We start from the raw sequence: 23,629 nt of genomic DNA, 5'->3' as shown, positions 1-23,629 counted from the left end.
CGAACATGCCGCGTTCATTCGCCCTATGGCTGCATCTGCGCACACGCGCAAACGGCAAATCTGTGCAGCATGCGCTACCCGCGCAAGCGGTCGAGCGGCCTGAGGGGCCGCTGCTTTGGCTACAGATCGCCACGCCCGAATCGGCGAATGCGGCGCTCCATCTGATTCACACGATCTTGCGGCTTCGGCCAGATTTGAACATTCTGGTCAGTGGCGCACCCGATGCGATGGTGCTTCCCGAAGGGGTGCTGCGCCAGTCGGGGCCCGTCGAAACCGTGTCTGCCGCGAGGGCGATGGTGTCCGCATGGGACCCTGCGCTATTCGTGCTGCTTGGCGCACCTGCGCCCAATGCTTTGCCTGCCGCGTTGATATCCGAAGCATCGGCGCAGGGTGCTGCACTTGCGCTGCTAGAGGCGCGGCCGCCTCAGCTTGGTGGGCTGCGCACATTCTCAAGGCTTTGGTGGCGGGCTATTGCGCGCGCGGTTTATGCGCGCTTTGATATTGCGATCTCGCCTGACAAGGCTAGCGCCGTCTGGCTTGAGAGGATGGGGATTTCGACCGCGGCGATCACGGTTTCGGGCCCGATCCGAGAGCCGGTAGAACCTTTGTCCTGCACCGAGGCCGAACGCGCAGCATTGGCGCAGCAATTGCAATCGCGACCGCTTTGGTTTGCCGTGGCCGTGCCTGAGGCAGAAGAGGACGCTGTGCTGGCTGCCCATGAAAAGGCACTTCTTCGGGCGCATCGGATGCTGCTGGTATTGATGCCTGATGGCCCGGGGCGCGCAGAACGAATCGCCGCCGAGATCGAGTCGCGTGGCCACCGTGCTGCGTGGCGCGCCGTCGAAGAAGAGCCAGAGGATGACGTGCAGGTTCTTATCGTTGAGGACGAACGCGAACTTGGGCTTTGGTATCGGCTTGCGCCGCTGACATGGATGGGCGGCACGCTTTACGCAGGTGGTGCCGCGCGCTCACCGCTAGAGGCGGCTGCGCTGGGTTCGGCAGTGGTGCACGGCCCGGTCACAGGACAATACGCAGACGACTATGCGCGTCTGGCCGATGCCGGTGCTTGCCGACTGGCCGTTTCGCCAGAAGCATTGGCCGATGTGGTTGCAGAACTGATAGCACCCGACCGGGTGGCGGCGCTGGCGCATAACGCATGGGCCATGATCTCGGGGCAGGCGGGGGCGGCCGAACAGGTAGCGCGACGCTTGCTGGGCGAAGTTGACGCGGCGCTATCGCGCAAAGAACGGGGGAAAGTCTGATGCAGGCCCCGAGATTCTGGTTTACCTCGCCTGAACGACCGGCACTTGCCGCGCGTCTGCTTGCCCCGCTTGGCGCGATTTACGGCGCAGCGACAGCGCGTCGTTTGGCGCAGGGTGGCGCGGGCTTGGTGCCGGGGGTGCCGGTGATTTCGGTGGGCAACCTCAATGCGGGTGGTACCGGCAAGACACCCACGGTGATTGCGCTGGTGCAGCATCTGGCCGCGCGTGGTGTCACGGCGCATGTCGTCAGCCGCGGCTACGGCGGGCATACCAAGGGCCCGCTGCGGGTGTCAGAGCGCGACCACACTGCCGAAGAGGTGGGCGACGAGCCGCTGTTATTGTCTGCATTCGGTCCCACATGGGTGTCGCGCGACCGCGTCGCAGGCGCGCTGGCGGCGGTCTCTGCGGGGGCGCAGGCATTGGTGTTGGACGACGCGCACCAGAACCCGGCGCTACATAAGGATGTGTCAATCGTGGTGGTTGATGCCGTGAAGGGTTTTGGCAATGGCCGATGCCTGCCCGCCGGCCCGCTGCGCGAGCGGGTGCCGGTGGGGCTGGCGCGTGCCGACCTTGTGCTGTCGATCGGGCCCGATACAGCACAGGCCATGTTTGCCGCGCGCTGGGGCAGCCAAATCGGTGTGCCGCATATGACTGGCGTGCTCGCGCCATTGGAAACCGGGATGGACTGGGCCGGGCTGCGGGTTCTGGCCTTTGCCGGTATCGGCCACCCGGAAAAGTTTTTTGCCACGCTGCGCGCGCTTGGCGCTGACGTGCTGCGGGGCGAGGCGCTGGAAGATCATCGGCCTTTCAGCCCCGCGCTTCTAACCCGGCTGGAAACCGAGTCGCGCCTGCGTGGCGCGCAACTGGTAACGACCGAAAAGGATGCCGTCCGCCTGCCGCCAGAGTTTCGCCCCAAGGTTCTTGCACTTCCAGTGCGCTTGCGGCTGTCTGATGAAGCGCCGCTTGATGCGGCGCTGGCGCGGCTAGGGCTTTAGGCTTTCGCGCACTTCGTGGTCATGTTCGCCCAACCGGGGCGAGGGGCGATCGAGCGCCAGTTCAGCCCCCGAAAAGCGGACCGGCAAGCGCACCCCCGGCACCCCGCCCGGTGCGATCTGCATCCCGCGCGCAACGATTTGCGGATCGGCAAACACCTCTGCCATTTCGTTGATCGGCCCGGCGGGTACGCCAGCGGCTTCGCAGGCGGCCAACAGGTCTGCCTTGTGCCAATGCAGCGTCGCTGCCGTGATAAGGTCTGTCAACGCATCGCGATTGGTGATCCGGTCGGCGTTGGTTCGGTAGGGCGCAGCTTCTGCAATTTCTGGAAGTTTCAGAATATGGCAAAGCCTACGATACTGCGCGTCATTACCGGTTGCCAGAATGAGGTGGCCATCGGCGCAGGGAAATACCGCGTAGGGCACAAGGTTCGGGTGTGCATTGCCCAACCTGCGCGGCGAGGTGCCGGTGGCAAGGTAGTTCATCGCCTGATTGGCCATCACCGAGGTTGCCACATCGAAAAGCGCCATATCGATCATCTGCCCGGCACCTGTGGCGGCACGCTGGTGCACAGCGGCAAGAATGGCGGTGCTGGCGTAAACCCCTGTGAACACGTCCACCACAGCCACGCCCACCTTTTGCGGCTGCCCCGCCGGATCGCCGGTAACACTCATCAGCCCCGACATGCCTTGGATGATATAGTCGTAGCCCGCGCGCTCGGCATAGGGACCATCTTGTCCGAAACCGGTGATCGAGCAATAAATCAGCCGCGGGTTCAGCGCACGCAAACTGGCATAGTCGAGCCCATATTTGGCCAGCCCGCCAACCTTGAAGTTTTCGATCACCACATCTGCATCGGCGATCAGATCGCGCACGAAAGCCTGCCCCTCGGGCGTGCGAAAATCACATATGACAGAGCGTTTGCCGCGATTGGTGGCATGAAAATAGGCCGCCGCCTCTTCCCCTTCATGGGTCAGAAACGGCGGCCCCCAACGGCGGGTATCATCGCCTTCGGGCGCCTCGACCTTGATAACGTCAGCGCCAAGATCCGCCAGAATCTGCCCAGCCCAAGGCCCTGCAAGGATTCTTGCAAGCTCGACGACCTTCAGCCCGGCTAGCGGAGTCATGCTTATTTCGCCAGTTCGGCGTCGATGATTTTCTTGAGGTCCGCGTAGGCCATGTTGGAATATTTTACGCCATTTACAAACAGCGTCGGGGTGGCGTTGACATCGTCAGCACCGGCGCGTGCAAGGTAGTTGGCGACCATGGCTTCGGCCCGCGCATTGTCGGAGATGCAGGCGTTGACTGCCTCTTGCGAAAGGCCCGATTTCAGGCCGATCTTGATGAGGTTGTTGATGATCGTGGACTCTGCGCCGTCGCCGTACCATTCCACTTGAGTGTCATAGATGACACCCATGACCGGAAAGTATTTCTCAGGCCCGCCGCAATTGGCGATCATAGCGGCCATCAGGCCGAACTTGTCAAAATACACCTCGCGGTGGATGAACTGGACCAGCCCGGTGTCGATGTATTCGGATTGCAGCGGTGCAAAGACATTGGCGTGAAAATCACCGCAATGCGGGCATGTGAACGAGGCGTATTCGATCACCGTGACTTTTGCATCCTCGTTGCCGATTACCATGTCGGGCAAAAGCTCTGCGGTCTCGGTGCTTGCCTCTTGCGCAATCGCCGCAAGGGTAAAATCCGCAACGCTTGTTTTAGGCCGGACAAGCCACCAACCGCCAGCAGCCACGGCGGCCGCTGCGACTAGTCCAAGGAGCATCATCGGGGTGGTTTTTGCCATGTTTCAGCCTTTCAGGGTGTCTTTGTCGGTCTGGTCGCGGTCTTGCGCACGTTTCGCGCGAAGTAATACGTTCTGCCCTAATATCGCAAGGGCGCTACGAAGGTCCGGGTCGGAAACCGCCGAAACCGCCGCCTCGGCACGCTTCAATAGCGCAGGATCGGGGGCAGGGGCCTGCGCTTTAGGCGCGGGGCGGAAAACCGCCCGCCCCTCGGCAAAACCCGTTGGCGCGGTTTGGGTCAGCACGACACGCGAGACGGCGTTGTAGCCGTAGCAGGCATTTACACGCTCGCGGATGCGTTCGGACTGCATCTGCATGATTGGCGCCGCAGGCCCGCTTGTCAAAAGCGTCAGCGTGGCCCCAAGCCCGCCGCGCCCGTAGCTAACCCTGACAGGAAGTGTTTGCGCCGCGATATCTTCGCCAACGACTTCCGCCCACTGCGTCAGCAACCGGGTTACCGAAAAGCCCCGTGCCTCGCCTGCCTTGCGCAGCGGGTCGCGCACAAGCCCGGAGGCGGGCTCGAAGCCGCGCATCCGGCGCTTGCTGGGCGTTTGAGACATTGATGGCTTTCCCTTTTTCCATGGTCATTCTAGGCAGGTTGGTAGCATTTGCCAGTGGAATGCCGAGCGGAGGCATAAAGATTGCGTGACGCCAAAGAAGCGGAAATCAGCGCGGCGCTGCTGGATTGGTACGACCGGCACGCCCGGGTTCTGCCTTGGCGGGTAGGGCCCGCCGCGCGCGCTGGCGGCGAGCGGCCCGACCCCTACCGCGTCTGGCTTTCCGAAGTGATGTTGCAGCAAACGACGGTTGCCGCTGTTGCGGGCCACTTCGCGCGGTTTACGACCACTTGGCCTAATGTGGCTGCATTGGCCGCGGCACCCGACGCAGAGGTGATGGCGGCATGGGCCGGCCTTGGCTACTATGCGCGCGCACGCAACCTTTTGGCCTGCGCAAGAAAGGTTGCAAACGAACACGGTGGCCACTTTCCCGAATCCGCGGCAGCGCTTGCTGCGCTGCCGGGAATAGGCCCCTATACAGCGGCCGCAGTGGCCGCCATCGCCTTTGACGCACCGGAAACTGTGGTCGATGCGAATGTCGAGCGCGTGGCGGCGCGGTTGTTCGCGGTGCAGACGCCGCTTCCCGCAGCCAAGCGCGACCTGATCGCGATTGCCGCCCGGCTTACACCCGAACGACGCGCGGGCGATCATGCGCAAGCGATGATGGACCTTGGCGCAACCATTTGCGCGCCGCGCACGCCCGACTGTAAGGTTTGCCCTGTCGCGGGCTTTTGCAAAGGCCGCGCCGAGGGCATTGCCGCGACGCTGCCACAGAAGGCGGCCAAGCCGGAAAAGCCGAACCGCTATGGCACGGCCTATGTGGCCCGCCGCGCCGACGGTGCCCTGCTGCTGGAAAGGCGCCCGCCGCGTGGCCTGCTGGGCGGAATGCTTGGTTGGCCGGGGTCGGAATGGGGCCCGCACACCAACAGCGCCCCGCCTTTGGCCGCCGACTGGCGCGAAGCACCGGGAGAGGTGCGCCACACATTCACACATTTTCACCTGCATCTGCGGGTGCTGGTGACCGAGGTGCCGCAAGGTGCCAACCCCGAGCGCGGTGATTTTACCCCACCCGCAGAGTTCCAGCCTGCCGCGCTGCCCACATTGATGCGCAAGGTGTGGCTACACGCGCAAATCGGGTTTTTGCCGCGCTGATGCGGGCGTAAGTGCCGCAGCGCGACATGATTGCGCGACACTATCGCTACGCTATCATTCCCGCGCTTTTGCAAGCTTTGAGGTCGCCCATGTCCAGTCGTGAAGAAATCCGCAAACCATCCCGCGCCTTTCCGTTCTGGTTGTCACTGGGCACTGTTCCACTGATCCTGCTGGGCGCGACTGTCGGCGGCTGGACGGTGATCTTGCCGCCACTTTACGCTTGGACAGCGGTTTCGGTGCTGGACGCGATCCTTGGGCGCAACGAAGACAACCCCGATGTGGAAACCCCCGAGTCGGACCTGATGTGGTACCGGCTGATCACGATGATCTGGCTTCCGGTGCAGTTTCTTACGATCTTCGGCATGATCTGGTGGGTGACGCATACCGATCATTTGACGACGCTGGAAACGATCGTGTTGTTCTTCGGCGTCGGCGTGATGTCGGGCACGGTGGGCATCGTTTACAGCCACGAGCTGTTTCACCAGAAGAACAAGCTGGAAATCTGGCTAGGCGACCTTTTACTTTCCACGGTTTTCTACGGGCATTTCCATACAGAGCACCTTTTGGTGCATCACTGGTATGTGGGCACCCCGCGAGATGCAGCAACTGCGCGCTATAACGAGGGGTTTCATCGCTTTTTCTGGCGTGTGCTGCGCGATTGTCCGCGTTCGGCGTGGCGTGCCGAAAAACTGATGCTGGCGCGCGCCGGGCGCAACATGTGGCACCCCTCAAACCCGTTCTGGCGCTATGGCGCGTTGCAAATTGCGACGATTGCTTTGGCGATCTACCTTGGCGGTTGGATCGGATTGGCGCTGTTCGTGTTTCAGGGTTTCATCGCGATCTGGCAGCTTGAACTGACCAACTACGTCGAACACTACGGGCTGACCCGCTTGCACAAGGGCGCGGGCAAGTATGAGCATGTGCTGCCACGCCATAGCTGGAACGCCAGCCACATGGCCTCTAACTGGCTGCTGATCAACCTGCAGCGCCATTCAGACCATCATTACAAACCCGACCGCCGCTTTCCGCTGTTGCAAACCTATTCCGACGACGAAGCGCCGCAACTGCCCTTTGGCTACCCGATCATGACCGCGCTTGCGATGGTTCCGCCATTGTGGCGGCGGCGGATGAACCCGCGCGTGCGCGCGTGGCGCAAGAAGTACTACCCCGAGATCACTGACTGGTCGGCCTACAATACAGGCGAAAACCCCATGCCGGCAGGATCAATTTGATAGCTGCGCCTCAGGCGGGGATATTTGGCCTGAAGCATATGGGAAAAAGCCCCGCCGTTTGCACACGGCGGGGCAAGGTAGTGCAATGCGGGCGGGCCGCGAAGCACAGGCGTTTGCGGTAGAAATCAGGCGCCGGGAACTTCCATTTCAGCGCGGATCTGCTGGCGCAGAATGTCGATGGGCACCATCTTACCCTCGCGCTTGAAGTGCCAATAGGTCCAGCCGTTGCACGAGGGCGCGCCTTCCAGATGCGCGCCGACCTGATGGATCGAGCCCTTCACGTCATTGCCGATCAGCGTGCCATCGGCGCGGACCTTGGCCTTGAAGCGGTTGCCGAGCGAATAAAGCTCTTCGCCCGGGCGCAACATACCGCGTTCGATCACCTGCCCGAAGGGAACGCGCGGTTCGGCGCGTTTTGAGCCGGTGGTCTCCAGCGCCTCGCGGTCATAGCGGCGTACGCGGGCAAGGCGACGCTCGGCCACTTCGCGGTAGGCGGCCTCGCGCTCGATGCCGATGAACTCTCGCCCAAGCATCTTGGCGACCGCACCCGTGGTGCCGGTGCCAAAGAACGGGTCGAGTATGACATCGCCGGGGTTGGTGGTGCCAACCAGAACGCGGTGCAACAGGCTTTCGGGCTTTTGCGTCGGGTGTGCCTTGTCGCCAGCGGCATCCTTTTCGCGTTCGTGCCCGGTGCAGATTGGCAGGACCCAGTCAGACCGCATCTGCACACCTTCGTTCAGGGCTTTCAGCGCCTCGTAGTTGAAGGTGTATTTGCTGGCTTCTTCCTTGCTGGCCCAGATCAGCGTTTCATGCGCGTTGGTCAACCGCTTGCCGCGAAAATTGGGCATCGGGTTCGACTTGCGCCAGACCACGTCGTTGAGGATCCAGAATCCCTGGTTCTGCAACTCGGCGCCCATGCGGAATACGTTGTGGTACGAGCCAATCACCCAGATCGCGCCATGCGGTTTCAGCAAGCGGCGCGCGGCGGCAAGCCAAAGCTTGGTAAAGCGGTCGTAGGCGGCAAAGCTTGCGAATTGGTCCCAAGCGTCATCAACGGCATCGACCTTGGAGTTGTCGGGCCGGTGCAGGTCGCCCTTCAGCTGAAGATTGTAGGGAGGGTCGGCAAATATGAGATCGATGCTGCCCTCGGGCAGGCTGTTCATCACGTCAATGCAGTCGCCCGCAAGGATTTGGTTCAGCGGCAGCGCGCTTTGCGCTGGCCGTGTAATGGTCTTGGTCATCTGCTGCCTCTGTCCCCGGCATTTGCGCCGTTTTCTTTGGGACAGAATGAGTCAAAGGCGATTCGCCGTCAAACTCTTTTTGAATCAAGGGGTTAGAGAAACATCTTGATACAAGATGTTGTGCACAGGTCGGAACGAACGCCTATGGTGAGGGGTCACGCCGAGATTTTTCAGCGCCGCGAGGTGGTCGGGCGTGGGGTAACCTGCGTTTTTTTGCCAGCCATAGCCGGGGTGCTGTTGCGCCAAATCCACCATCAGTGCATCGCGCGCCACTTTGGCAATGATCGAAGCGGCGGCGATAGAGAGGCTGCGCGCATCGCCTTTGACGATACATTCGCCGCTCATCACCATGTCACGCGGCATACGGTTGCCGTCGATCAAGGCATGATCCGCAGGCACCGCGAGTGCTGCAAGAGCGCGTCGCATCGCCAGATGTGACGCTTGCAGGATGTTGATACTGTCGATTTCCTCGACGCTGGCATGGGCCACGGCACAATCGGCGCTTGCCAGAATTGCCTCGGCAAGCGTGGTGCGTTGTGCTGCGCTGAGCGCCTTGCTGTCGTTCAGCCCGGCGGGAATACGGGTAAGGTCCAATACCACCGCCGCAGCCGTAACCGGCCCTGCCAGCGGCCCGCGGCCAACCTCGTCAACCCCGGCGATGCGGGTGAAGCCGCGCGCAAGGGCTGCGGTTTCAAAGACAAGATCGGGGGTGGGTTTCATGCGCGCATATGGCCGCATCAGCGTGGTGTGCGCAACGAAAAAGGCGGGGACCGAAGTCCCCGCCACAGCTTGCCGCAAGACAATGCGTGTAACACGCGGCGTACAAACCTTAGCGGCGCGAAACGCGGAAGCCCGAGTCGGCAAGGCAGCTGGTGCCATAGACGCGCTGCGTGCCCCAATCGGTGCGAATGTCGAACGCGCAGCTGGAAGGTAGACGCGCCGTCACGCCCTCGTCACGAAGGCACTGCGCCGATACCACGTCGCGCGAGCGCGAGTTGATCCGGACGGAGCGCACGCACGACCCGGGAAGCCAGATGCTGCGCTGTTCCCAGCGGTCATCGCGCGGCGGCGCGGGGTTGTGCGAGGGGCGGGAGGGTGCAGGCTGCGCCTTGCTGTTGCTTGCCTGATTGATGATCGTGCCGAGGATGGCAAGGCCGACAATCGCGCTAAGCGCCTGTTGCTCGTTCTTGCCCCATGCGGCGGCGGGGGTTGCGGTGACAGCGGTCAGTGCAAACGCGGCGGCGGTTGTCAGGGCGATGAGACGTTTCATTATATGCGGTTCCTTTTCAGGGGCGACTGGCAGGCAGCGCCGGTTGCGATGACCGAACCATCGCCCCGTCACGCTCTGCCAAGCAATATCAGCGGCCTGCTATCGGCTAGCACCCATGCGCGGAGGCGTTGCTATTGTATAGCAGCCCTGCTCTGACGCATTCTCGCTGCATGAAAACGCGCATCCTCACCCTTCTGCTGGCGCTTGCCGTCAGCCCCGCAAACGCCGCTTGCTACGCCGATTACAAGGCAAAGCGCGACGATCCGCTTCGCCTGCAATACGGCGTGGCGCAACTGCCCGACGCCGCCTGCGGTTCAGTCAGCGACGCCGCAGCGGCACTGGCGCCGCGTCTGGCGCAAAACGGCTGGACGCTGCTCAACATTCTCTCCATCTTTGGCCCTGAAGGTCTGGATCAAAGGAAAGAGAGTGCCGGAGCGAATTACCTCCGCTACTGACAGCCTGCGCAGCGGCAGCCGCGCGGTGGTCTGGGGCATCGGTGCCATTGTCGTCATTCTGGCGGCTGCGGCCATAGGGCTGTTTGTTGCGCTGCCCGACGCCAACGCCTTCAACGCGCGTGTCGAGCGCATTTTCATGGAAAACGACGCGCTGACCGGTGCCGGTGAACTGCGCTTGCTGGAAGTGCTGGCGCAATCTGGCACCTCGTTTTCAGAAGTGCTCTCTAGCTACCGGGTCATCATCTTCATCCTGCTGCTTTTCGCGGCTGCGTTGCTGATTGCGGCGCTGGTGTTCTTACTGATGATCGTTTCGCTTAACCGCCGCATGGGCGAGATTGAGCGGGCAGGCATCGAGGTGCGCAGCCTGACCATTGCGCGCGCCGAGAATACGGTGATCTTGAACGATATGGCCTTTACGTTAACGCCTGCCGCAATCGAGACATTGGCTGTTCTTGCAGAAGCGCGGATGGATGATGACGTGCTTTCGGGTGCCGAGATCGAGGCGGTCATTTCTGGCCGCAGCGCCGCCGATTGCGACGAATCGGCGGGTGCCACGCGCATCAAGCGGCTGCGCGATGCGCTGGGCAATCAGTTGGTGGCCGAACTTCTGGTGCGCAACATCGCGCGCAAGGGCTATATGCTTTCTGTCGATAAAGCCGCGATCCGCATGACCTGATGGCAGATTGGTGACCCCGGATGGATTCGAACCATCGACCTGCCGCTTAGGAGGCGGCCGCTCTATCCCCTGAGCTACGGGGCCAATGGTGCCTTAATGCGGGCAATCGCAGCCCCGTGCAAGCCGTCAGGGTGGCTGTGATCGATTTGGCATCGCAAGAAAATTGCATTGAATTGTCGCTATCATGGCATTCTTTGCCTGTTAGCGTTAACATCGCGGGTTCCAGATACTTGCGCTGTTGAAAGAATTGGGGCTAAGCATGGGGCGGCCCCCCAAGCGAAAGGTCTGACTCATGACCCATACCCCTCTCGTTCCTCGTCGAACATTGACGCTGCGCGACGTATCCGAAGCCTCGGGGGTTTCGGAAATGACCGTCAGCCGCGTGCTGCGCAACCGCGGCGACGTTTCGGCGGCAACACGAGAGAAGGTGTTGGAGGCGGCACAGCGGCTTGGCTATGTGCCCAACAAGATCGCAGGCGCTTTGGCCAGCCAGCGCGTCAATCTGGTCGCCGTGATTATTCCTTCGCTATCGAACCTTGTGTTCCCTGATGTGCTGGGCGGGATTTCCGAGGAACTTGAAGATACGGGGCTTCAACCCGTGGTGGGGGTTACGAAATATTCGGCCAAGCGCGAAGAATCTATTCTTTACGAGATGCTCTCGTGGCGGCCATCAGGGGTGATTATCGCTGGGCTTGAACATACGCCTGCCGCGCGCAACATGCTGCAAAACGCCGGTATTCCGATTGTCGAGATCATGGATGTCGATGGGCCGCATGTTGATTCGGTCGTGGGCATTTCCCACAGACGCGCCGGGCGCGAGATGGCCGATGCAATTGTCGCCGCAGGTTACCGCAAGATCGGTTTCTTGGGCACCAAGATGCCTGACGACCATCGCGCACGCAAACGGCTTGAGGGCTTTATGGAAGGGCTTGCCGCTGCCGGGCTAGAACTGGTCGACTCGGTCTATTATTCGGGCGGCTCGGCGCTGGCAAAGGGCCGCGAGATGACTATGGCCCTTATGAAGCGCCATCCGGAAGTAGATTTTCTATACTATTCCAATGACATGATTGGTGCAGGCGGTCTGCTGTGGTGCCTTGAAAACGGCTACGACGTGCCGGGAAAACTGGGACTCGCGGGCTTTAACGGTGTCGATCTGCTCGAAGGGTTGCCGCGCAGGTTGGCGACGATGGATGCGTGCCGCCACGAAATCGGCATCCGCGCCGCGCAGATCATTGCCGGGCGCAGTCATGCCGGGTTGGTCGGCGGCGAAGTCGTAGAACTGAAGCCGGTGCTGCAATTCGGTGACACAATCCGCAAGGCCTAGGGGCTTTGTGCCCCCATCGGCCCATTCGCCCCCGCGGGTGTTGCGGCGGGAACCTAAGCCTTGGGCCGAAAGGCCACGATGCGGGCCGGGTCGGTTTCGATGCGCGCGGCGCCGATCAGGTCTAGGCAATAGGGCACGGCGGCAAACACAGCATCAAGGCAGGTAGCGATTGCGGCGGGCTTGCCCGGAAGGGTGATGATCAGGCTTTTGCCCGCGATCCCTGCGCTTTGGCGCGAAAGGATGGCGGTGGGCACCTCGCGCAGGCTGGCGCGCCGCATTTCCTCGCCAAACCCGTCGAGCGATTTTTCGATCACCTCGGCGGCACCCTCCGGCGTCAGATCGCGCGGTGAGGGGCCGGTGCCGCCGGTAACAAGGATCAGGTCTGCGCTTTCGGCAACAAGGCGGCGCAGCGTGGCGGCAACGCTTTCGCGCCCGTCGAGTATGATGTCACGCGTGACGGTCAGGGGCGACGTGACTACGCCCCTGAGCCACGTTTCGCAGGCTGGGCCACCCTTGTCTTCATATTCGCCGCGCGATGCGCGGTCGGACACCGTAACAATTGCGGCCCGCGCCGTCATTTCCGCGCCACGCGGGCGTTGCGGGTTGCGATCAGCTTCAAGCGCAGCGCGTTGAGGCGAATGAAACCAGCGGCATCTTTCTGATCGTAAGCGCCTGCGTCTTCCTCGAACGTGACATGCGCTTCGGAATAGAGCGAATGTTCAGACCAGCGCGCCACGGTGCGTGCAAAACCCTTGTAGAGCTTGACCCGGACGGTGCCGGTGACATGTTCTTGGCTCTTGTCGATCAAGGCCTGCAGCATCTCGCGCTCGGGCGAATACCAAAAGCCGTTGTAGATCAGTTCCGCATAGCGCGGCATGATCGAATCTTTCAGATGCCCGGCACCCGCATCTAGCGTGATCTGTTCGATTCCACGATGCGCTTCAAGCAGGATCGTGCCGCCGGGGGTTTCGTAGATACCGCGCGATTTCATGCCGACAAAGCGGTTTTCGACCAGATCAAGCCTGCCGATGCCGTGCTTGCCGCCAAGTTCATTGAGGCGGGTCAGGATGGTTGCCGGCGACATAGCCTCGCCGTTGATCGCAACCGCGTCGCCGCGCTCGAAAGTGATTTCCACCATCTCAGGCACATTGGGCGCGTCTTCGGGGTTGACGGTGCGCTGATAGACGTAGTCGGGCGCTTCGTTCGCGGGGTTTTCCAGCGCCTTACCCTCTGACGAGGTGTGCAGCAGGTTTGCGTCAACCGAAAACGGGGCTTCGCCGCGCTTGTCCTTGGCGATCGGAATCTGGTTCGCCTCGGCAAACTCAAGCAGTTTGGTCCGGCTGGTCAGGCTCCATTCGCGCCACGGCGCAATAACGCTGATCGAGGGGTTGAGCGCATAGGCCGCAAGTTCGAAGCGCACCTGATCGTTGCCTTTGCCGGTGGCACCATGCGCCACGGCGTCAGCGCCACATTCTTCGGCGATGCGCACCAGATGCTTGGAAATCAGCGGGCGCGCGATCGAGGTGCCCAGCAGGTAAAGCCCTTCGTAAAGCGCATTGGCGCGGAACATCGGAAACACGAAATCGCGCACGAACTCTTCACGCACATCGACGATGTGAACGTTTTCCGGCTTGATGCCCAGCAACAGCGCCTTCTTGCGCGCAGGCTCTAGCTCTTCGCCTTGGCCTAGGTCGGCGGTGAAGGTTACCACCTCGCAGCCGTATTCGGTTTGCAACCATTTCAGAATGATCGAGGTGTCTAGGCCGCCCGAATAGGCAAGAACGACTTTTTTTGGTGCGGACATGGGGGGCCTCTGTGCAGGAGCATTAGATACCGCGTCGGTTTATTGGGTTTTGCACAGGGCGGCAAGGGCATGTGCCGGGGCACCTGCCCGGCCAGAACCCATTTGTCGGGGTGGGCGCGGCCAGCGCGGGTGCGAGTGTCGGTTGCGCAGAGTTACGCGATCACATGTATGGCGCAAATTGCCATCGGAAGAACGCGGCGTGGGGGGGCGAAAATCCCGATGCGCAACGATCCACCGCGCCAAGCCTGCTTGACAGCGCAGGCTGAAACTGGCGCAAGAGGGTTGACCCAGACAGGAGGGCCGCATGCCCCAGTTCTCTGATGCCGCCCTTTCCGCAACAGCCGCACTCCGCGCGCTGTTCGAGCAAACGCCCCTGCAACGCAACGACCATCTCTCGGCGCGCTATGGCGCAGACATCTGGCTAAAGCGCGAAGATCTGGCACCTGTGCGCAGCTACAAATTGCGCGGTGCCTTCAATGCCATGCGCAAAGTGCGTGCTGACAACCCCGCTCAGGGGCACTTCGTCTGCGCCAGCGCGGGCAACCACGCGCAGGGTGTCGCTTATGCCTGCCGCCACTTTGGCGTGCGTGGCACGATCTTCATGCCGGTTACGACGCCGCAGCAAAAGATCGACAAGACCCGCGCTTTTGGTCGTGATGCCATCGAGATCGTCCTGACAGGCGACTACTTTGACCAGACCCTTGCGGCAGCGCAAAACTATTGCACCGAGGCGGGCGCGCATTTTCTTTCGCCCTTCGACGATGCCGATGTGATCGAGGGGCAAGCTTCGGTGGCGGTGGAAATACTCGAACAGCTCGGTCGCGCGCCCGATCTGGTGGTGCTGCCGGTCGGTGGCGGTGGCCTTGCGGCAGGGGTGACGGGCTATTTACGAGAAGCTGCGCCATCGGTTGATTTTCGTTTTGTCGAGCCGGCAGGCGGTGCCAGCTTTGCCGCGGCCCTAGCCGCAGGCGCGCCGGTGACGCTGAAGAAGGTAAACAGTTTTGTCGATGGCGCTGCGGTTGCGCGAGTCGGGGCGCTGCCATTTGCCAAACTTGGCTGGGTGCACCCCGAACAGGTGTTGCAGGCACCCGAAGACCGGATCTGCATCACCATACTGGAAATGCTGAACGTCGAGGGCATCGTGCTAGAGCCTGCCGGGGCGCTGTCGCTGGACGTTTTGCCAGAGTTGACGGATGAAATTGCGGGCAAGACCGTGGTTTGCATCACCTCGGGTGGCAACTTCGATTTCGAGCGTTTGCCTGAGGTAAAAGAGCGCGCGCAGCGCCATGCCGGGCTGAAGAAGTATTTTATCTTGCGCATGCCGCAGCGCCCCGGCGCTTTGCGCGAGTTTCTCAACCTACTTGGCCCAGACGACGACATTGCCCGCTTCGAATATCTCAAGAAATCGGCCCGAAACTTCGGCTCTGTGCTGATCGGTATCGAAACCCGCCAGGCGGCAAACTTTGCGCGGCTTACCGCGCAGCTTGACGCTGCGGGCTTCAACTACCGTGACATCACTGATGACGACGCACTGACGGAGTTTCTGGTCTAGCTCACCCGGTCGCGACCGCTTTCGCAAAACTCGCCGACGCGGGCGAAAAAAGCCATTTTGGATCTTTCGTAACTGGACAAGATCGCCGCGATATCGACTTCGGCGGCATGGCCTGCGGTGGCTTGGCGCTCTCCTTCCTGGCAGGCCGCGCCAAAGGTGGCAAACCCGATGTTCCACGCGCTGCCCTTCAGAAAATGCAAATGGTCCCCAAGGCTTTGTGGGCAGGTGCCAAGGTGCGTGAGAATGGATTCGACCTCGTCAAGAAACAGATCCACCACTTCGGCGAAACTTTCTTCGCCAATCTCGTCATGCAGTTCGGTCACGCGTTCCCAATCGATCACGGAAATCTCCAATAAGCGCAAATCCTTCACCTTTTGAAACGCTATGTCGCAGAGTTTGCCGAAAGCTTAAAAACCACATCCACCGCAATTTCACGCGCTGTTAAGCGGCCCGCGCTAGGTTTGCCCGGAAGCGGATTTCAAGGGTTTTTCTTGTCACAAGCGCTCATCAATGCGTCCGAGCAGCCAAGGCCGCATGGCCGCCGTGTCCTTGTTGTCGATGACAGCCGGATGCAGCGGCGCATTCTGGCATCGCAACTCGCCCGCGCCGGATACGAGGTGTTGGAGGCCGAGTCGGGAGAACAGGCCTTGCTGCTTTGCGCGACAGAACAGGTTGATCTTGTGCTGTCCGATTGGGTGATGCCCGGTATGTCGGGGCTAGATCTCTGCCGCGCCTACCGCGCCTTGCCGCGTGATGATTACGGCTACTTTGTTCTGCTGACCTCCAAAATCGAAAAGGGCGAGGTGGCGCGCGGGCTTGCAAGCGGTGCCAATGACTTTCTGGTAAAGCCGGTCAACGGCGATGAACTGCGCGCGCGGCTGGCGGCGGGCGAACGCATCCTTCGCATGCAATCGGAACTCAAAGCCAAGAACAACCTACTCAGCAGCACGCTTGCCGAGTTGCAGCGCGTCTATGATTCGGTTGACCGTGATCTGCGCGAGGCGCGAAAGCTTCAACAAAGTTTGCTGAAGGATAGGCACCGAAAGTTTGGTGGCACCGAAGTATCGCTGCTGCTGCGCCCCTCTGGCCATGTCGGGGGCGATCTGGTGGGGTATTTCCCAATCAATTCACGCCGCGTCGGCTTGTTCGGCATCGACGTTTCAGGGCACGGTATCACCTCTGCGTTGATGACCGCGCGGCTTGCGGGCTTTCTTTCCGGCTCGTCGCCTGAACAAAACATCGCGCTGGTGCTGACGGATCTTGGGATCTATGACGCCCGCCCCCCGCACGAGGTTGCCGCCTACCTCAACGCGCTCGTGCTCGAAGAAATGCAGACAGACAGCTATTTCACCTTGGTCTATGCCGATGTCGATCTGATCACCGGCAAGGTCGATCTGGTGCAGGCGGGGCATCCGCACCCGGCGGTGCAGCGCGCCGATGGCACGATCGAATATCTGGGCAATGGTGGGCTGCCGGTGGGGCTGATCGAGGGCGCGGAATACGAGCTTTGCAGCACGACGCTTCGGCCCGGCGACCGGCTGTTTCTGATGTCCGATGGCGTGACCGAGGCGGCCGACGCGCGCGGTGCGCTTTTAGGTGAAATCGGGCTGCGCGCGGTGATGACGCGAAACGCCAAACTTCGTGGGCAGGTATTTCTGGAAGGCGTGATGTGGGATGTATCCGAATTCGCGGATGGTGATCTGACCGACGATGTTTCGGCGGTGCTTTTAGAGTTCAACAGCGCAAAGGAAAACGACGGCTAAACGCGCGGTCGCACCCGTCGGCGCTTTAAGCGAGCCTGAAGGCTCGGCGCAGAAAATGCCTGTCGCCTTCGTTGCCAAGTTGCTCGGCGGCTTGTTCTGGGCGCATCCAGACGGCGCTATGCCCCGGCTCGCGCGGTTTGCCGAAGCAGCGGGTGGGGCGGGCTATGTAAATTGTGCAAAGCTTTTCGGCCCAGCGGTCGTATTCAGGCATATAGGCAAAGCGGCGAAAGGCACCAATGCGGCGCGGCGCGGCAATGCCCCAGCCGGTTTCCTCAAACACCTCGCGGTGCAGCGCGCCCAGCGGGCTTTCGCCTGCGTCGATGCCGCCGCCGGGCAGCTGAAACTCGGGCTGCGGCTTTGCCTGATGGGTAAGCAGAACGCGCCCGTCAAGCGGCAAAATGGCGTAGGCACCTGCGCGAAGATGGTATTTTTGCCCACGCACCAATGGCTCGCAAAACCTGCGGATCATGCATTTCCCCTTGGCAGCGCCGCCTTGGCCCCCATATAGGCGCGGTATGCCAGCCGTTGAGCTGCAAGAAAACCCCCGGGATGCCCGATATGACAACGCCACTGCCGATCGAATGGGACGATACCGTTCTGCCCTTCCAACTTGACCTCGCCGATGTGCGCGGCCGCGTTGCGCGCCTTGACGGGGTGTTGCAGCAGGTGCTTTCGCAACACGCCTACCCGCCCGCGATCGAGGCGCTTGTCGCCGAGGCCGTGGTGCTGACCGCGCTCATCGGTCAGGCGATCAAGCTGCGCTGGAAGCTTAGCCTGCAAGTTCGTGGCAAAGGGGCCGTGCGGATCATTGCAACCGATTACTACGGTCCCGGTGCCAACGGCGAGCCTGCGCAAATACGCGGCTGGGCAAGTTATGATGCCGAAAGGTTCGACCCCGAGGTTGATGCATTCTCGCAAATTGGCGAGGGCTATTTTGCCGTTCTGATCGATCAGGGCGAAGGGTCTTTGCCGTATCAGGGGCTGACCTCGCTGGCAGGAGGGTCGCTGACATCCTGTGCCGAAGCGTATTTCGCTCAGTCGGAACAGATCGCCACGCGCTTTGCGCTGGCTTTCGGACAGTCGCAACTGCCGGGGCAAGAGATGCGCTGGCGGGCGGGCGGGCTAATGCTGCAACACATGCCCGAGGCTTCGCCGCTGGCCGTGGAGCCCGAAAACAAGGCGATGCACGAAAGCGTGCCGGGCGAAAATTGGACGCGTGCCAACGTGCTGCTCGATACTGTCGAGACGTTGGAACTGATCGGCCCGAAGGTTGCGCCGACCGAGTTGCTGCTGCGGCTTTTCCACGAAGAAAATCCGCGCGTGTTCTTCTCGCAACCGGTGCGGTTCGGCTGCACATGCACGCCCGACAAGGTGCGCCAGACTTTGTCAATCTATTCGGCCAAGGACATTGCCTATATGACGACGCCAGAAGGCATCGTTACCGCCGACTGCCAGTTTTGCGGGGCGCATTACCGCTTTGACCCCGCAACACTCGGCTTTGAAGCGTTGCTTGCCCCCGATGGCTCGCCCTTGCCGGATAAAAGCCGTGACTGACGCGTTTGCGCCCCTCGCGGCGGCGCTGGCGCGGCCGGGGCGGCCTTCTTCTGATTACGATCTCAACCCCGGCACGGTGTTGCCCGAAGGAAGGGTTCTGCGCCCTGCCGGGGTTCTGATCGGGATCGAGTTCTACCGGGGCGATTTGCGCGTGCTTTTGACCAAGCGCGCCTCGCATTTGCAGCACCACCCGGGGCAGATCGCCCTTCCCGGCGGCAAGGTCGATGCGACCGACGCTGACGCCTCTGCGGCGGCATTACGCGAGGCGGAAGAAGAGGTTGGCCTGCCCCGTGGCAATGTCGAGCTTTTGGGCAGCATGGCGGCGCATGAAACCGTGACCGGATTTCTTGTCACCCCAGTGCTTGGCCGGATCATCGCGCCTTTCACCCCGCGCCCCGAGGCGGGCGAGGTGGAAGACGTGTTCACCGTGCCGCTTGCGCATTTTGCCGACCCTGCGAACTACCGCGTTGAAGGGCGGCGCTGGCGCGGGCAGATGCGGCACTATTATGTTGTGCCATATGGGCCTTACTATGTCTGGGGCGCAACAGCGCGGATATTGCGCGCGCTGGCCGACAGAATGGCGGGATGATGCGGGTTCACGGGGCGTGGTTGACTGATCCGGGCGTGCAGGCGGTGCTGGCGATGCTGGCAGAGGGCGGGCACCAAGCGTTGATTGTTGGCGGTGCGGTGCGCAACGCACTTTTGGGGCATGACGTATCGGATATCGACATTGCCACCGACGCGCGGCCCGAACGGGTGCAGCAACTTGCCAAGGCCGCCAATATTCGCGCTGTTCCGACAGGTATCGAACATGGCACCGTCACGCTTGTTGTCGCGGCCGTCGGGCATGAGGTAACCACCTTTCGCCGCGATGTCGAAACCTTCGGTCGCCACGCGGTCGTAGCCTTTGCTGACAACATCGTAGACGATGCCGCGCGGCGCGATTTCACGATGAACGCGCTTTATGTCGATGCGGCGGGCAACGTGATTGACCCCTTGGGTGAAGGGCTGGCCGATCTGGCTGCCGGGCGCGTGCGGTTTGTCGGGCATCCTGATGATCGCATCTTGGAAGATTATCTGCGGATTCTGCGGTTTTTCCGATTTACCGCTTGGTTCGGTGCGCCTGACGCGGGGGTGGATGCCGACGCACTCGCGGCGTGTGCCGAACATGCGCTAGGGGTCGAGGGGCTATCTCGTGAACGGGTGGGGGCCGAAATGCGCAAGCTGCTGGCGGCGCCAAACCCCGCGCCTGCGGTGACCGCCATGCAGACGGCTGGCGTGCTGGCACATCTTTTGCCGGGCGCGGATGCGCGCTCGCTTGCGCCGTTGGTTCATTTTGAGGCGGGGCGCGTGCCAGATTGGCGTCGGCGGCTGGCGGTTCTGGGCGGCAAGGACGTGGCCGAGGCGCTGCGCCTTGCGCGCGCCGATGCGCGTGCGCTCGACGTGCTCGTGACGGCATCACGGGATGACGCACCCGCGGCGGTGCTTGGCTATCAATTCGGCGCTGATCTGGGGGCAAGTGCGCTGCTGGCCCGCGCGGCGCTGACCGGGTATGCACCGTCCGATGGCTGGCAGGCTGAGTTGGCGCGGGGGGCCGGGGCGACGTTTCCGCTCAAGGCCGCCGATCTGATGGCTGCGGTTTCCGGCGCAGCTTTGGGTGCGCGGCTGAAAGAGCTTGAGGCGCGCTGGATCGCCTCGGATTTCGCGCTTACGCGGGCCGAGCTTTTGGCGTGACGTGGCGGGTTTCGTCGGCGCGGCAAGCGGCCTATATCGGTGCCATGGGCAAAACCGCGCGCAAATCTTTGATCGATGCCTTCAAACCCGCCGAGGGCACCCCGCCGCAGCGGCTGTTGCCGTTCATGGGGTGGTCGCTGAAGGGCGCGTGGCCTGCGCTTTCGGTTTCGGGCGGGCTTTCGGCCGCGTCCGGGGCGCTTGAAATCATCTCGGCGATGTTGCTTGGCTGGGTCATCGACGCGGCAATTGCCGCCGAACCGGGGCGCTTTTTCGCAGAGAATTGGCCGCTTGTTGCGATGTTCGCAGGTTTTTACCTATTGCTTCGCCCGCTCGTCTTTGGCCTTTCCTCGTTAACCTCGAACGTGATCGTCGCGCCAAACCTGCTGCCGCTGGTGCTGTCGCGTCTGCATCGGTGGACAATGGGCCAAGCGGTGACGTTTTTTGACAACGATTTTGCCGGCCGCATTGCACAAAAGCAGATGCAAACCGCGCGCGCGGTCACCGATGTGGCGACCGAGATCATCAATACGGTTTTCTATGCGCTTGCCTCTATCATTGGTTCTGCGGTTTTCTTGCTGGCCATCGACGGTTGGGCGACCTTTGCGCTTTGCCTTTGGCTGCTGGCCTATATCGGGCTGATCCGCTGGTTTTTGCCCAAGGTGCGCGGCCGTTCGGCGGCGCGGGCTTCGGCGCGGGCGATGGTGACGGGGCAGGTGGTCGATACCATCACCAACATCAAAACGGTCAAGCTGTTCGCCCATGCCGAACACGAAGATCGCGCCGCCTTGGCCGCAATGGCTGGGTTCCGCGACCGCGCGCTTGATTTTGGCGTCGTTTCCGCGTGGTTCCGCTTTGCTCTGATGACGCTTTCGGGCCTGCTGCCGGTACTGATGGTGGGCGGTACCTTGCTGCTTTGGCAGAACGGCGGCGCGAGCACGGGCGACATCGCCGCTTCGGGGGCGATCGCAATTCGGATCGCGCAGATGACCGGTTGGGTCAGCATGTCGCTGATGGGCATCTGGGGTTCGGTCGGTGAGGTCGAGGACGGCATGCACACGCTGACGCCGCCACATACGCTGACCGATACGCCCGATGCGCTGGATCTGCCGCGAGTTTCGGGTGAGGTGCGATTTGAGGGCGTGCACTTTGCCTATGGCCGCGCCACCGGCGGCATTGAGGGTATCGATCTGACCATTCGCGCAGGCGAGCGGTTGGGGATTGTCGGTGCCTCGGGCGCGGGCAAATCAACCTTGGTGGCCTTGCTGCTGCGGCTTTATGATACCGAACAGGGGCGCGTGCTGATCGACGGGCATGACATTCGCGATGTCACGCAGGAAAGCCTGCGCCGCCAGATCGGTACGGTCACGCAGGAAACCGCAATGTTCAACCGCAGCGCGCGCGAGAACATCCTCTATGGCCGCCCCGATGCCACCGAAGCCGAGGTTGAAGCCGCAGCGCGCAGCGCCGAGGCGCACGATTTCATTCTTGGATTGAAGGATCACAAGGGCCGCACGGGCTATGACGCCGCGCTGGGCGAGCGCGGGGTCAAGCTTTCGGGTGGGCAACGCCAACGCATTGCGCTGGCGCGGGCGTTTCTGAAGGATGCCCCCATACTGGTGCTGGACGAGGCCACCAGCGCGCTTGACAGCGAGGTAGAGGCCGCCATTCAAGAGGCGCTCTCACGGGTGATGCGCGGCAAGACCGTGCTGGCCATTGCGCACCGGCTTTCGACCATTCAACAGATGGACCGAATCGTGGTGCTCGACGACGGCCACATCGTCGAAGTCGGCAGCCATGACGAGCTTTTGGCGCGCGGGGGTCTTTATGCCCGCTACTGGAGCCGCCAGTCGGGCGGCTTTATCGGCACCGAGGATGTTGCATGAACCGCACCGATTTCACGACAGTTTGGGTTACGCAACTTGGCCGGGTGCCAGCGGGCGCGGTGCGCGCATGAAGGTCACGATTACGCGCCTTGGGCATCTGGGCGATGGCATAGCCGAAACGCCTGAAGGCCCGGTTTTTGCGCCTCGCACGCTGCCCGGCGAGGTGATCGAGGGCGAAGTTCTGGCCGGGCGCATTGACGCCCCGGCGATTGTCACCCCCAGCCCGGATCGGGTGCGCCCGCCCTGCCCGCATTACCGCACCTGCGGTGGCTGCGCGCTACAGCACGCTTCGGATGGTTTCGTCGCGCGTTGGAAGGCCGAGGTTGTGCGCACTGCTCTTGCGGCGCAAGGGCTTCAGGCACCGATTGGCGCAGAGCACCTTTCGCCACCCGCATCGCGCCGCCGGGCAGTGCTTGCGGGGCGGCGCACCAAGGCTGGCGCAATGGTAGGGTTTCACGCCCGTGCTTCCGAAACGCTGGTCGATGCGCCCGATTGCCGGGTGCTGCGGCCCGAATTGCTGGCGGTGCTGCCAGCGCTGCGCGCGGCAACCGTTCTGGGTGCCAGCCGCAAGGGCGAGATCAGCTTTGCGCTGAGCGCGACCGATGGCGGCGTCGATGTTGCGGTTTCAGGTGGTCGAGAGCCGGATGCGCCGCTGCGCCAATCGCTTGCCGCGTTGGCCGAGACGCATGGCTTCGCCAGACTGGTTTGGAACGGCGAGCCGCTGGCCCTGCGCCGCCCGCCAAGCCAGCACTTCGGCCTCGCGCGGGTAGAGCCGCCACCCGGCGCGTTTTTGCAGGCCACGCGCGAAGGCGAGGCGGCGCTGCTGGCGGCGGTGAAAGCCACAGTGGGCGGTGCTTCGCGTCTAGCCGATCTTTTTGCCGGTTGCGGCACCTTCGCCTTGCCGCTGGCCTCGCAAGCCGAGGTGCACGCGGTCGAGGGCGATCCGGCGATGGTGGCGGCCCTGCTGGCAGGCGCGCGCGGGGTGTCGGGCCTTAAGAACGTCAGCGCCGAGGCGCGCGACCTTTTCCGCAGGCCACTGCTGCCCGAGGAGCTTGGACGCTTCGATGCGGTGGTGCTTGACCCGCCGCGCGCAGGTGCCGAGGCGCAGGTGGTCGAGATTGGGCGGGCCGCAGTGCCGCTGCTGGCCTATGTGTCGTGCAACCCGGTCAGCTTTGCCCGCGATGCGCGCGCGCTTGTGGCGGTGGGTTACCAACTTGACTGGATCGAACTGGTGGATCAGTTCCGCTGGTCAACGCATATCGAGCTTGCCGCACGATTTTCACTTAGACCGCGTGGCGCGGCATCCGGCCGCTAGGCAAGCGCCGCGTTTTCGGGTAAAAATCGCGAAAAGGGCGCGAAGCGCTCGGCAGGCACG

Annotated in this window: 24 protein-coding genes and 1 tRNA gene; 14 read left to right on the top strand and 11 right to left on the bottom strand. The window is 62.3% G+C overall.

The genetic code is table 11. The features are described 5' to 3' along the window. The first annotated feature begins 5 nt into the window (after nt 1–5). Together ABY403_RS00420 and lpxK are read left to right on the top strand one after the other, a co-directional pair. Nucleotides 6–1,262 (top strand): 3-deoxy-D-manno-octulosonic acid transferase, encoded by a 1,257-nt coding sequence (locus ABY403_RS00420; protein ID WP_372837520.1) that lies wholly within the window; start codon nt 6–8, stop codon nt 1,260–1,262. Continuing rightward, complete coding sequence (gene lpxK, locus ABY403_RS00415) at nt 1,262–2,257, top strand: tetraacyldisaccharide 4'-kinase (RefSeq protein ID WP_372837519.1); 996 nt, start codon at nt 1,262–1,264, stop codon at nt 2,255–2,257. The genes ABY403_RS00420 and lpxK overlap by 1 nt, the downstream gene beginning before the upstream one ends. On the opposite strand, the gene ABY403_RS00410 is transcribed toward lpxK, so the two are convergent. The 3 genes from ABY403_RS00410 to ABY403_RS00400 are packed head-to-tail and all read right to left on the bottom strand — an operon-like array spanning nt 2,246 to nt 4,617. Then, entirely contained in the window at nt 2,246–3,382 is a 1,137-nt protein-coding gene (locus ABY403_RS00410) for a CaiB/BaiF CoA transferase family protein (RefSeq protein ID WP_372837518.1), read from the bottom strand. The genes lpxK and ABY403_RS00410 overlap by 12 nt on opposite strands. 2 nt (nt 3,383–3,384) lie before the next feature. Next, nucleotides 3,385–4,059 (bottom strand): DsbA family protein, encoded by a 675-nt coding sequence (locus ABY403_RS00405; protein ID WP_372837517.1) that lies wholly within the window; start codon nt 4,057–4,059, stop codon nt 3,385–3,387. A 3-nt stretch (nt 4,060–4,062) separates the two neighbouring features. Further along, nucleotides 4,063–4,617, bottom strand: coding sequence for a DUF721 domain-containing protein (locus ABY403_RS00400; protein ID WP_372837516.1), 555 nt, complete (start codon nt 4,615–4,617; stop codon nt 4,063–4,065). 81 nt (nt 4,618–4,698) lie between these two features. Here ABY403_RS00400 and ABY403_RS00395 point away from each other — a divergent pair, with 81 nt between their 5' ends. Together ABY403_RS00395 and ABY403_RS00390 are read left to right on the top strand one after the other, a co-directional pair. Then, on the top strand, nt 4,699–5,766 hold the full coding sequence (locus ABY403_RS00395; protein WP_372837515.1) for an A/G-specific adenine glycosylase: 1,068 nt from the start codon (nt 4,699–4,701) through the stop codon (nt 5,764–5,766). A gap of 89 nt (nt 5,767–5,855) precedes the next feature. After that, complete coding sequence (locus ABY403_RS00390) at nt 5,856–6,998, top strand: alkane 1-monooxygenase (RefSeq protein WP_372837514.1); 1,143 nt, start codon at nt 5,856–5,858, stop codon at nt 6,996–6,998. 125 nt (nt 6,999–7,123) lie between these two features. Here the strand turns inward: ABY403_RS00390 and ABY403_RS00385 are convergent, their stop codons facing one another. The 3 genes from ABY403_RS00385 to ABY403_RS00375 all read right to left on the bottom strand — a co-directional run bounded on the left by ABY403_RS00385 (nt 7,124) and on the right by ABY403_RS00375 (nt 9,509). Continuing rightward, entirely contained in the window at nt 7,124–8,239 is a 1,116-nt protein-coding gene (locus ABY403_RS00385; protein ID WP_372837513.1) for a site-specific DNA-methyltransferase, read from the bottom strand. Between the two features lie 84 nt (nt 8,240–8,323). After that, nucleotides 8,324–8,959 carry a ribonuclease HII gene (locus ABY403_RS00380; RefSeq protein ID WP_372837512.1) on the bottom strand — a complete coding sequence of 212 codons (636 nt, stop codon included), beginning with the start codon at nt 8,957–8,959 and terminating at the stop codon, nt 8,324–8,326. Between the two features lie 109 nt (nt 8,960–9,068). Beyond that, nucleotides 9,069–9,509: a hypothetical protein gene (locus ABY403_RS00375; protein WP_372837511.1), complete on the bottom strand. Its 441-nt coding sequence runs from the start codon at nt 9,507–9,509 to the stop codon at nt 9,069–9,071. 170 nt (nt 9,510–9,679) lie between these two features. Here ABY403_RS00375 and ABY403_RS00370 point away from each other — a divergent pair, with 170 nt between their 5' ends. Both ABY403_RS00370 and ABY403_RS00365 read left to right on the top strand, forming a co-directional pair. Then, a complete protein-coding gene (locus ABY403_RS00370) occupies nt 9,680–9,964 on the top strand; it encodes a hypothetical protein (protein ID WP_372837510.1) in 285 nt (94 codons plus the stop codon). Next, nucleotides 9,936–10,640: a transcriptional regulator gene (locus ABY403_RS00365; protein WP_372837509.1), complete on the top strand. Its 705-nt coding sequence runs from the start codon at nt 9,936–9,938 to the stop codon at nt 10,638–10,640. The genes ABY403_RS00370 and ABY403_RS00365 overlap by 29 nt, the downstream gene beginning before the upstream one ends. An 8-nt stretch (nt 10,641–10,648) precedes the next feature. Here the strand turns inward: ABY403_RS00365 and ABY403_RS00360 are convergent. Beyond that, a tRNA-Arg gene (locus tag ABY403_RS00360) sits at nt 10,649–10,724 on the bottom strand. 208 nt (nt 10,725–10,932) lie between these two features. Between ABY403_RS00360 and ABY403_RS00355 the strand changes: the two genes are divergently transcribed. Next, a complete protein-coding gene (locus ABY403_RS00355; protein WP_372837508.1) occupies nt 10,933–11,964 on the top strand; it encodes a LacI family DNA-binding transcriptional regulator in 1,032 nt (343 codons plus the stop codon). Nucleotides 11,965–12,017: 53 nt separating this feature from the next. Here the strand turns inward: ABY403_RS00355 and mog are convergent, their stop codons facing one another. Further along, entirely contained in the window at nt 12,018–12,542 is a 525-nt protein-coding gene (mog, locus tag ABY403_RS00350) for a molybdopterin adenylyltransferase (RefSeq protein ID WP_372837507.1), read from the bottom strand. Beyond that, nucleotides 12,539–13,768, bottom strand: a complete 1,230-nt coding sequence (locus ABY403_RS00345) for an argininosuccinate synthase (RefSeq protein WP_372837506.1) — start codon at nt 13,766–13,768, stop codon at nt 12,539–12,541. Before ABY403_RS00345 ends, mog begins: the two co-directional genes overlap by 4 nt. 304 nt (nt 13,769–14,072) lie before the next feature. Here ABY403_RS00345 and ilvA point away from each other — a divergent pair, with 304 nt between their 5' ends. Continuing rightward, nucleotides 14,073–15,320: a threonine ammonia-lyase IlvA gene (gene ilvA / locus ABY403_RS00340; RefSeq protein ID WP_372837505.1), complete on the top strand. Its 1,248-nt coding sequence runs from the start codon at nt 14,073–14,075 to the stop codon at nt 15,318–15,320. Here ilvA and ABY403_RS00335 read toward each other — a convergent pair. Then, nucleotides 15,317–15,661: an Hpt domain-containing protein gene (locus ABY403_RS00335; RefSeq protein WP_372837504.1), complete on the bottom strand. Its 345-nt coding sequence runs from the start codon at nt 15,659–15,661 to the stop codon at nt 15,317–15,319. The two genes, ilvA and ABY403_RS00335, sit on opposite strands and share 4 nt — an antisense overlap. A 150-nt stretch (nt 15,662–15,811) precedes the next feature. Between ABY403_RS00335 and ABY403_RS00330 the strand changes: the two genes are divergently transcribed. Further along, nucleotides 15,812–17,083, top strand: a complete 1,272-nt coding sequence (locus tag ABY403_RS00330) for a PP2C family protein-serine/threonine phosphatase (protein ID WP_372837503.1) — start codon at nt 15,812–15,814, stop codon at nt 17,081–17,083. Between the two features lie 25 nt (nt 17,084–17,108). Here ABY403_RS00330 and ABY403_RS00325 read toward each other — a convergent pair whose 3' ends face one another. Further along, complete coding sequence (locus ABY403_RS00325; protein WP_372837502.1) at nt 17,109–17,552, bottom strand: NUDIX domain-containing protein; 444 nt, start codon at nt 17,550–17,552, stop codon at nt 17,109–17,111. A gap of 89 nt (nt 17,553–17,641) precedes the next feature. Between ABY403_RS00325 and ABY403_RS00320 the strand changes: the two genes are divergently transcribed. The 5 genes from ABY403_RS00320 to ABY403_RS00300 all read left to right on the top strand — a co-directional run bounded on the left by ABY403_RS00320 (nt 17,642) and on the right by ABY403_RS00300 (nt 23,569). Then, a complete protein-coding gene (locus ABY403_RS00320; RefSeq protein ID WP_372837501.1) occupies nt 17,642–18,637 on the top strand; it encodes an Hsp33 family molecular chaperone HslO in 996 nt (331 codons plus the stop codon). Then, entirely contained in the window at nt 18,630–19,226 is a 597-nt protein-coding gene (locus ABY403_RS00315; RefSeq protein ID WP_372837500.1) for a CoA pyrophosphatase, read from the top strand. Before ABY403_RS00320 ends, ABY403_RS00315 begins: the two co-directional genes overlap by 8 nt. Continuing rightward, entirely contained in the window at nt 19,226–20,371 is a 1,146-nt protein-coding gene (locus ABY403_RS00310; RefSeq protein WP_372837541.1) for a CCA tRNA nucleotidyltransferase, read from the top strand. Before ABY403_RS00315 ends, ABY403_RS00310 begins: the two co-directional genes overlap by 1 nt. Before the next feature lie 44 nt (nt 20,372–20,415). Next, nucleotides 20,416–22,254, top strand: a complete 1,839-nt coding sequence (locus tag ABY403_RS00305) for an ABC transporter ATP-binding protein (RefSeq protein ID WP_372837540.1) — start codon at nt 20,416–20,418, stop codon at nt 22,252–22,254. 67 nt (nt 22,255–22,321) lie between these two features. After that, nucleotides 22,322–23,569 carry a class I SAM-dependent RNA methyltransferase gene (locus ABY403_RS00300; RefSeq protein ID WP_372837539.1) on the top strand — a complete coding sequence of 416 codons (1,248 nt, stop codon included), beginning with the start codon at nt 22,322–22,324 and terminating at the stop codon, nt 23,567–23,569. The last annotated feature ends 60 nt before the right edge of the window (nt 23,570–23,629 follow it).

The sequence above is a fragment of the Phaeovulum sp. genome (assembly GCF_041596715.1).
Classification (GTDB): domain Bacteria; phylum Pseudomonadota; class Alphaproteobacteria; order Rhodobacterales; family Rhodobacteraceae; genus UBA6213.
This window is presented reverse-complemented; position numbering and strand designations above follow the sequence as displayed.

Bases quoted from the DNA above. Each gene is read 5' to 3' on its own strand.
- ABY403_RS00420 (WP_372837520.1), top strand. From the start codon at position 6: ATGCCGCGTTCATTCGCCCTATGGCTGCATCTGCGCACACGCGCAAAC.
- lpxK (WP_372837519.1), top strand. From the start codon at position 1,262: ATGCAGGCCCCGAGATTCTGGTTTACCTCGCCTGAACGACCGGCACTT.
- ABY403_RS00410 (WP_372837518.1), bottom strand. From the start codon at position 3,382: ATGACTCCGCTAGCCGGGCTGAAGGTCGTCGAGCTTGCAAGAATCCTT.
- ABY403_RS00405 (WP_372837517.1), bottom strand. From the start codon at position 4,059: ATGGCAAAAACCACCCCGATGATGCTCCTTGGACTAGTCGCAGCGGCC.
- ABY403_RS00400 (WP_372837516.1), bottom strand. From the start codon at position 4,617: ATGTCTCAAACGCCCAGCAAGCGCCGGATGCGCGGCTTCGAGCCCGCC.
- ABY403_RS00390 (WP_372837514.1), top strand. From the start codon at position 5,856: ATGTCCAGTCGTGAAGAAATCCGCAAACCATCCCGCGCCTTTCCGTTC.
- ABY403_RS00385 (WP_372837513.1), bottom strand. From the start codon at position 8,239: ATGACCAAGACCATTACACGGCCAGCGCAAAGCGCGCTGCCGCTGAAC.
- ABY403_RS00380 (WP_372837512.1), bottom strand. From the start codon at position 8,959: ATGAAACCCACCCCCGATCTTGTCTTTGAAACCGCAGCCCTTGCGCGC.
- ABY403_RS00375 (WP_372837511.1), bottom strand. From the start codon at position 9,509: ATGAAACGTCTCATCGCCCTGACAACCGCCGCCGCGTTTGCACTGACC.
- ABY403_RS00370 (WP_372837510.1), top strand. From the start codon at position 9,680: ATGAAAACGCGCATCCTCACCCTTCTGCTGGCGCTTGCCGTCAGCCCC.
- ABY403_RS00355 (WP_372837508.1), top strand. From the start codon at position 10,933: ATGACCCATACCCCTCTCGTTCCTCGTCGAACATTGACGCTGCGCGAC.
- mog (WP_372837507.1), bottom strand. From the start codon at position 12,542: ATGACGGCGCGGGCCGCAATTGTTACGGTGTCCGACCGCGCATCGCGC.
- ABY403_RS00345 (WP_372837506.1), bottom strand. From the start codon at position 13,768: ATGTCCGCACCAAAAAAAGTCGTTCTTGCCTATTCGGGCGGCCTAGAC.
- ilvA (WP_372837505.1), top strand. From the start codon at position 14,073: ATGCCCCAGTTCTCTGATGCCGCCCTTTCCGCAACAGCCGCACTCCGC.
- ABY403_RS00325 (WP_372837502.1), bottom strand. From the start codon at position 17,552: ATGATCCGCAGGTTTTGCGAGCCATTGGTGCGTGGGCAAAAATACCAT.
- ABY403_RS00320 (WP_372837501.1), top strand. From the start codon at position 17,642: ATGACAACGCCACTGCCGATCGAATGGGACGATACCGTTCTGCCCTTC.
- ABY403_RS00310 (WP_372837541.1), top strand. From the start codon at position 19,226: ATGCGGGTTCACGGGGCGTGGTTGACTGATCCGGGCGTGCAGGCGGTG.
- ABY403_RS00305 (WP_372837540.1), top strand. From the start codon at position 20,416: ATGGGCAAAACCGCGCGCAAATCTTTGATCGATGCCTTCAAACCCGCC.
- ABY403_RS00300 (WP_372837539.1), top strand. From the start codon at position 22,322: ATGAAGGTCACGATTACGCGCCTTGGGCATCTGGGCGATGGCATAGCC.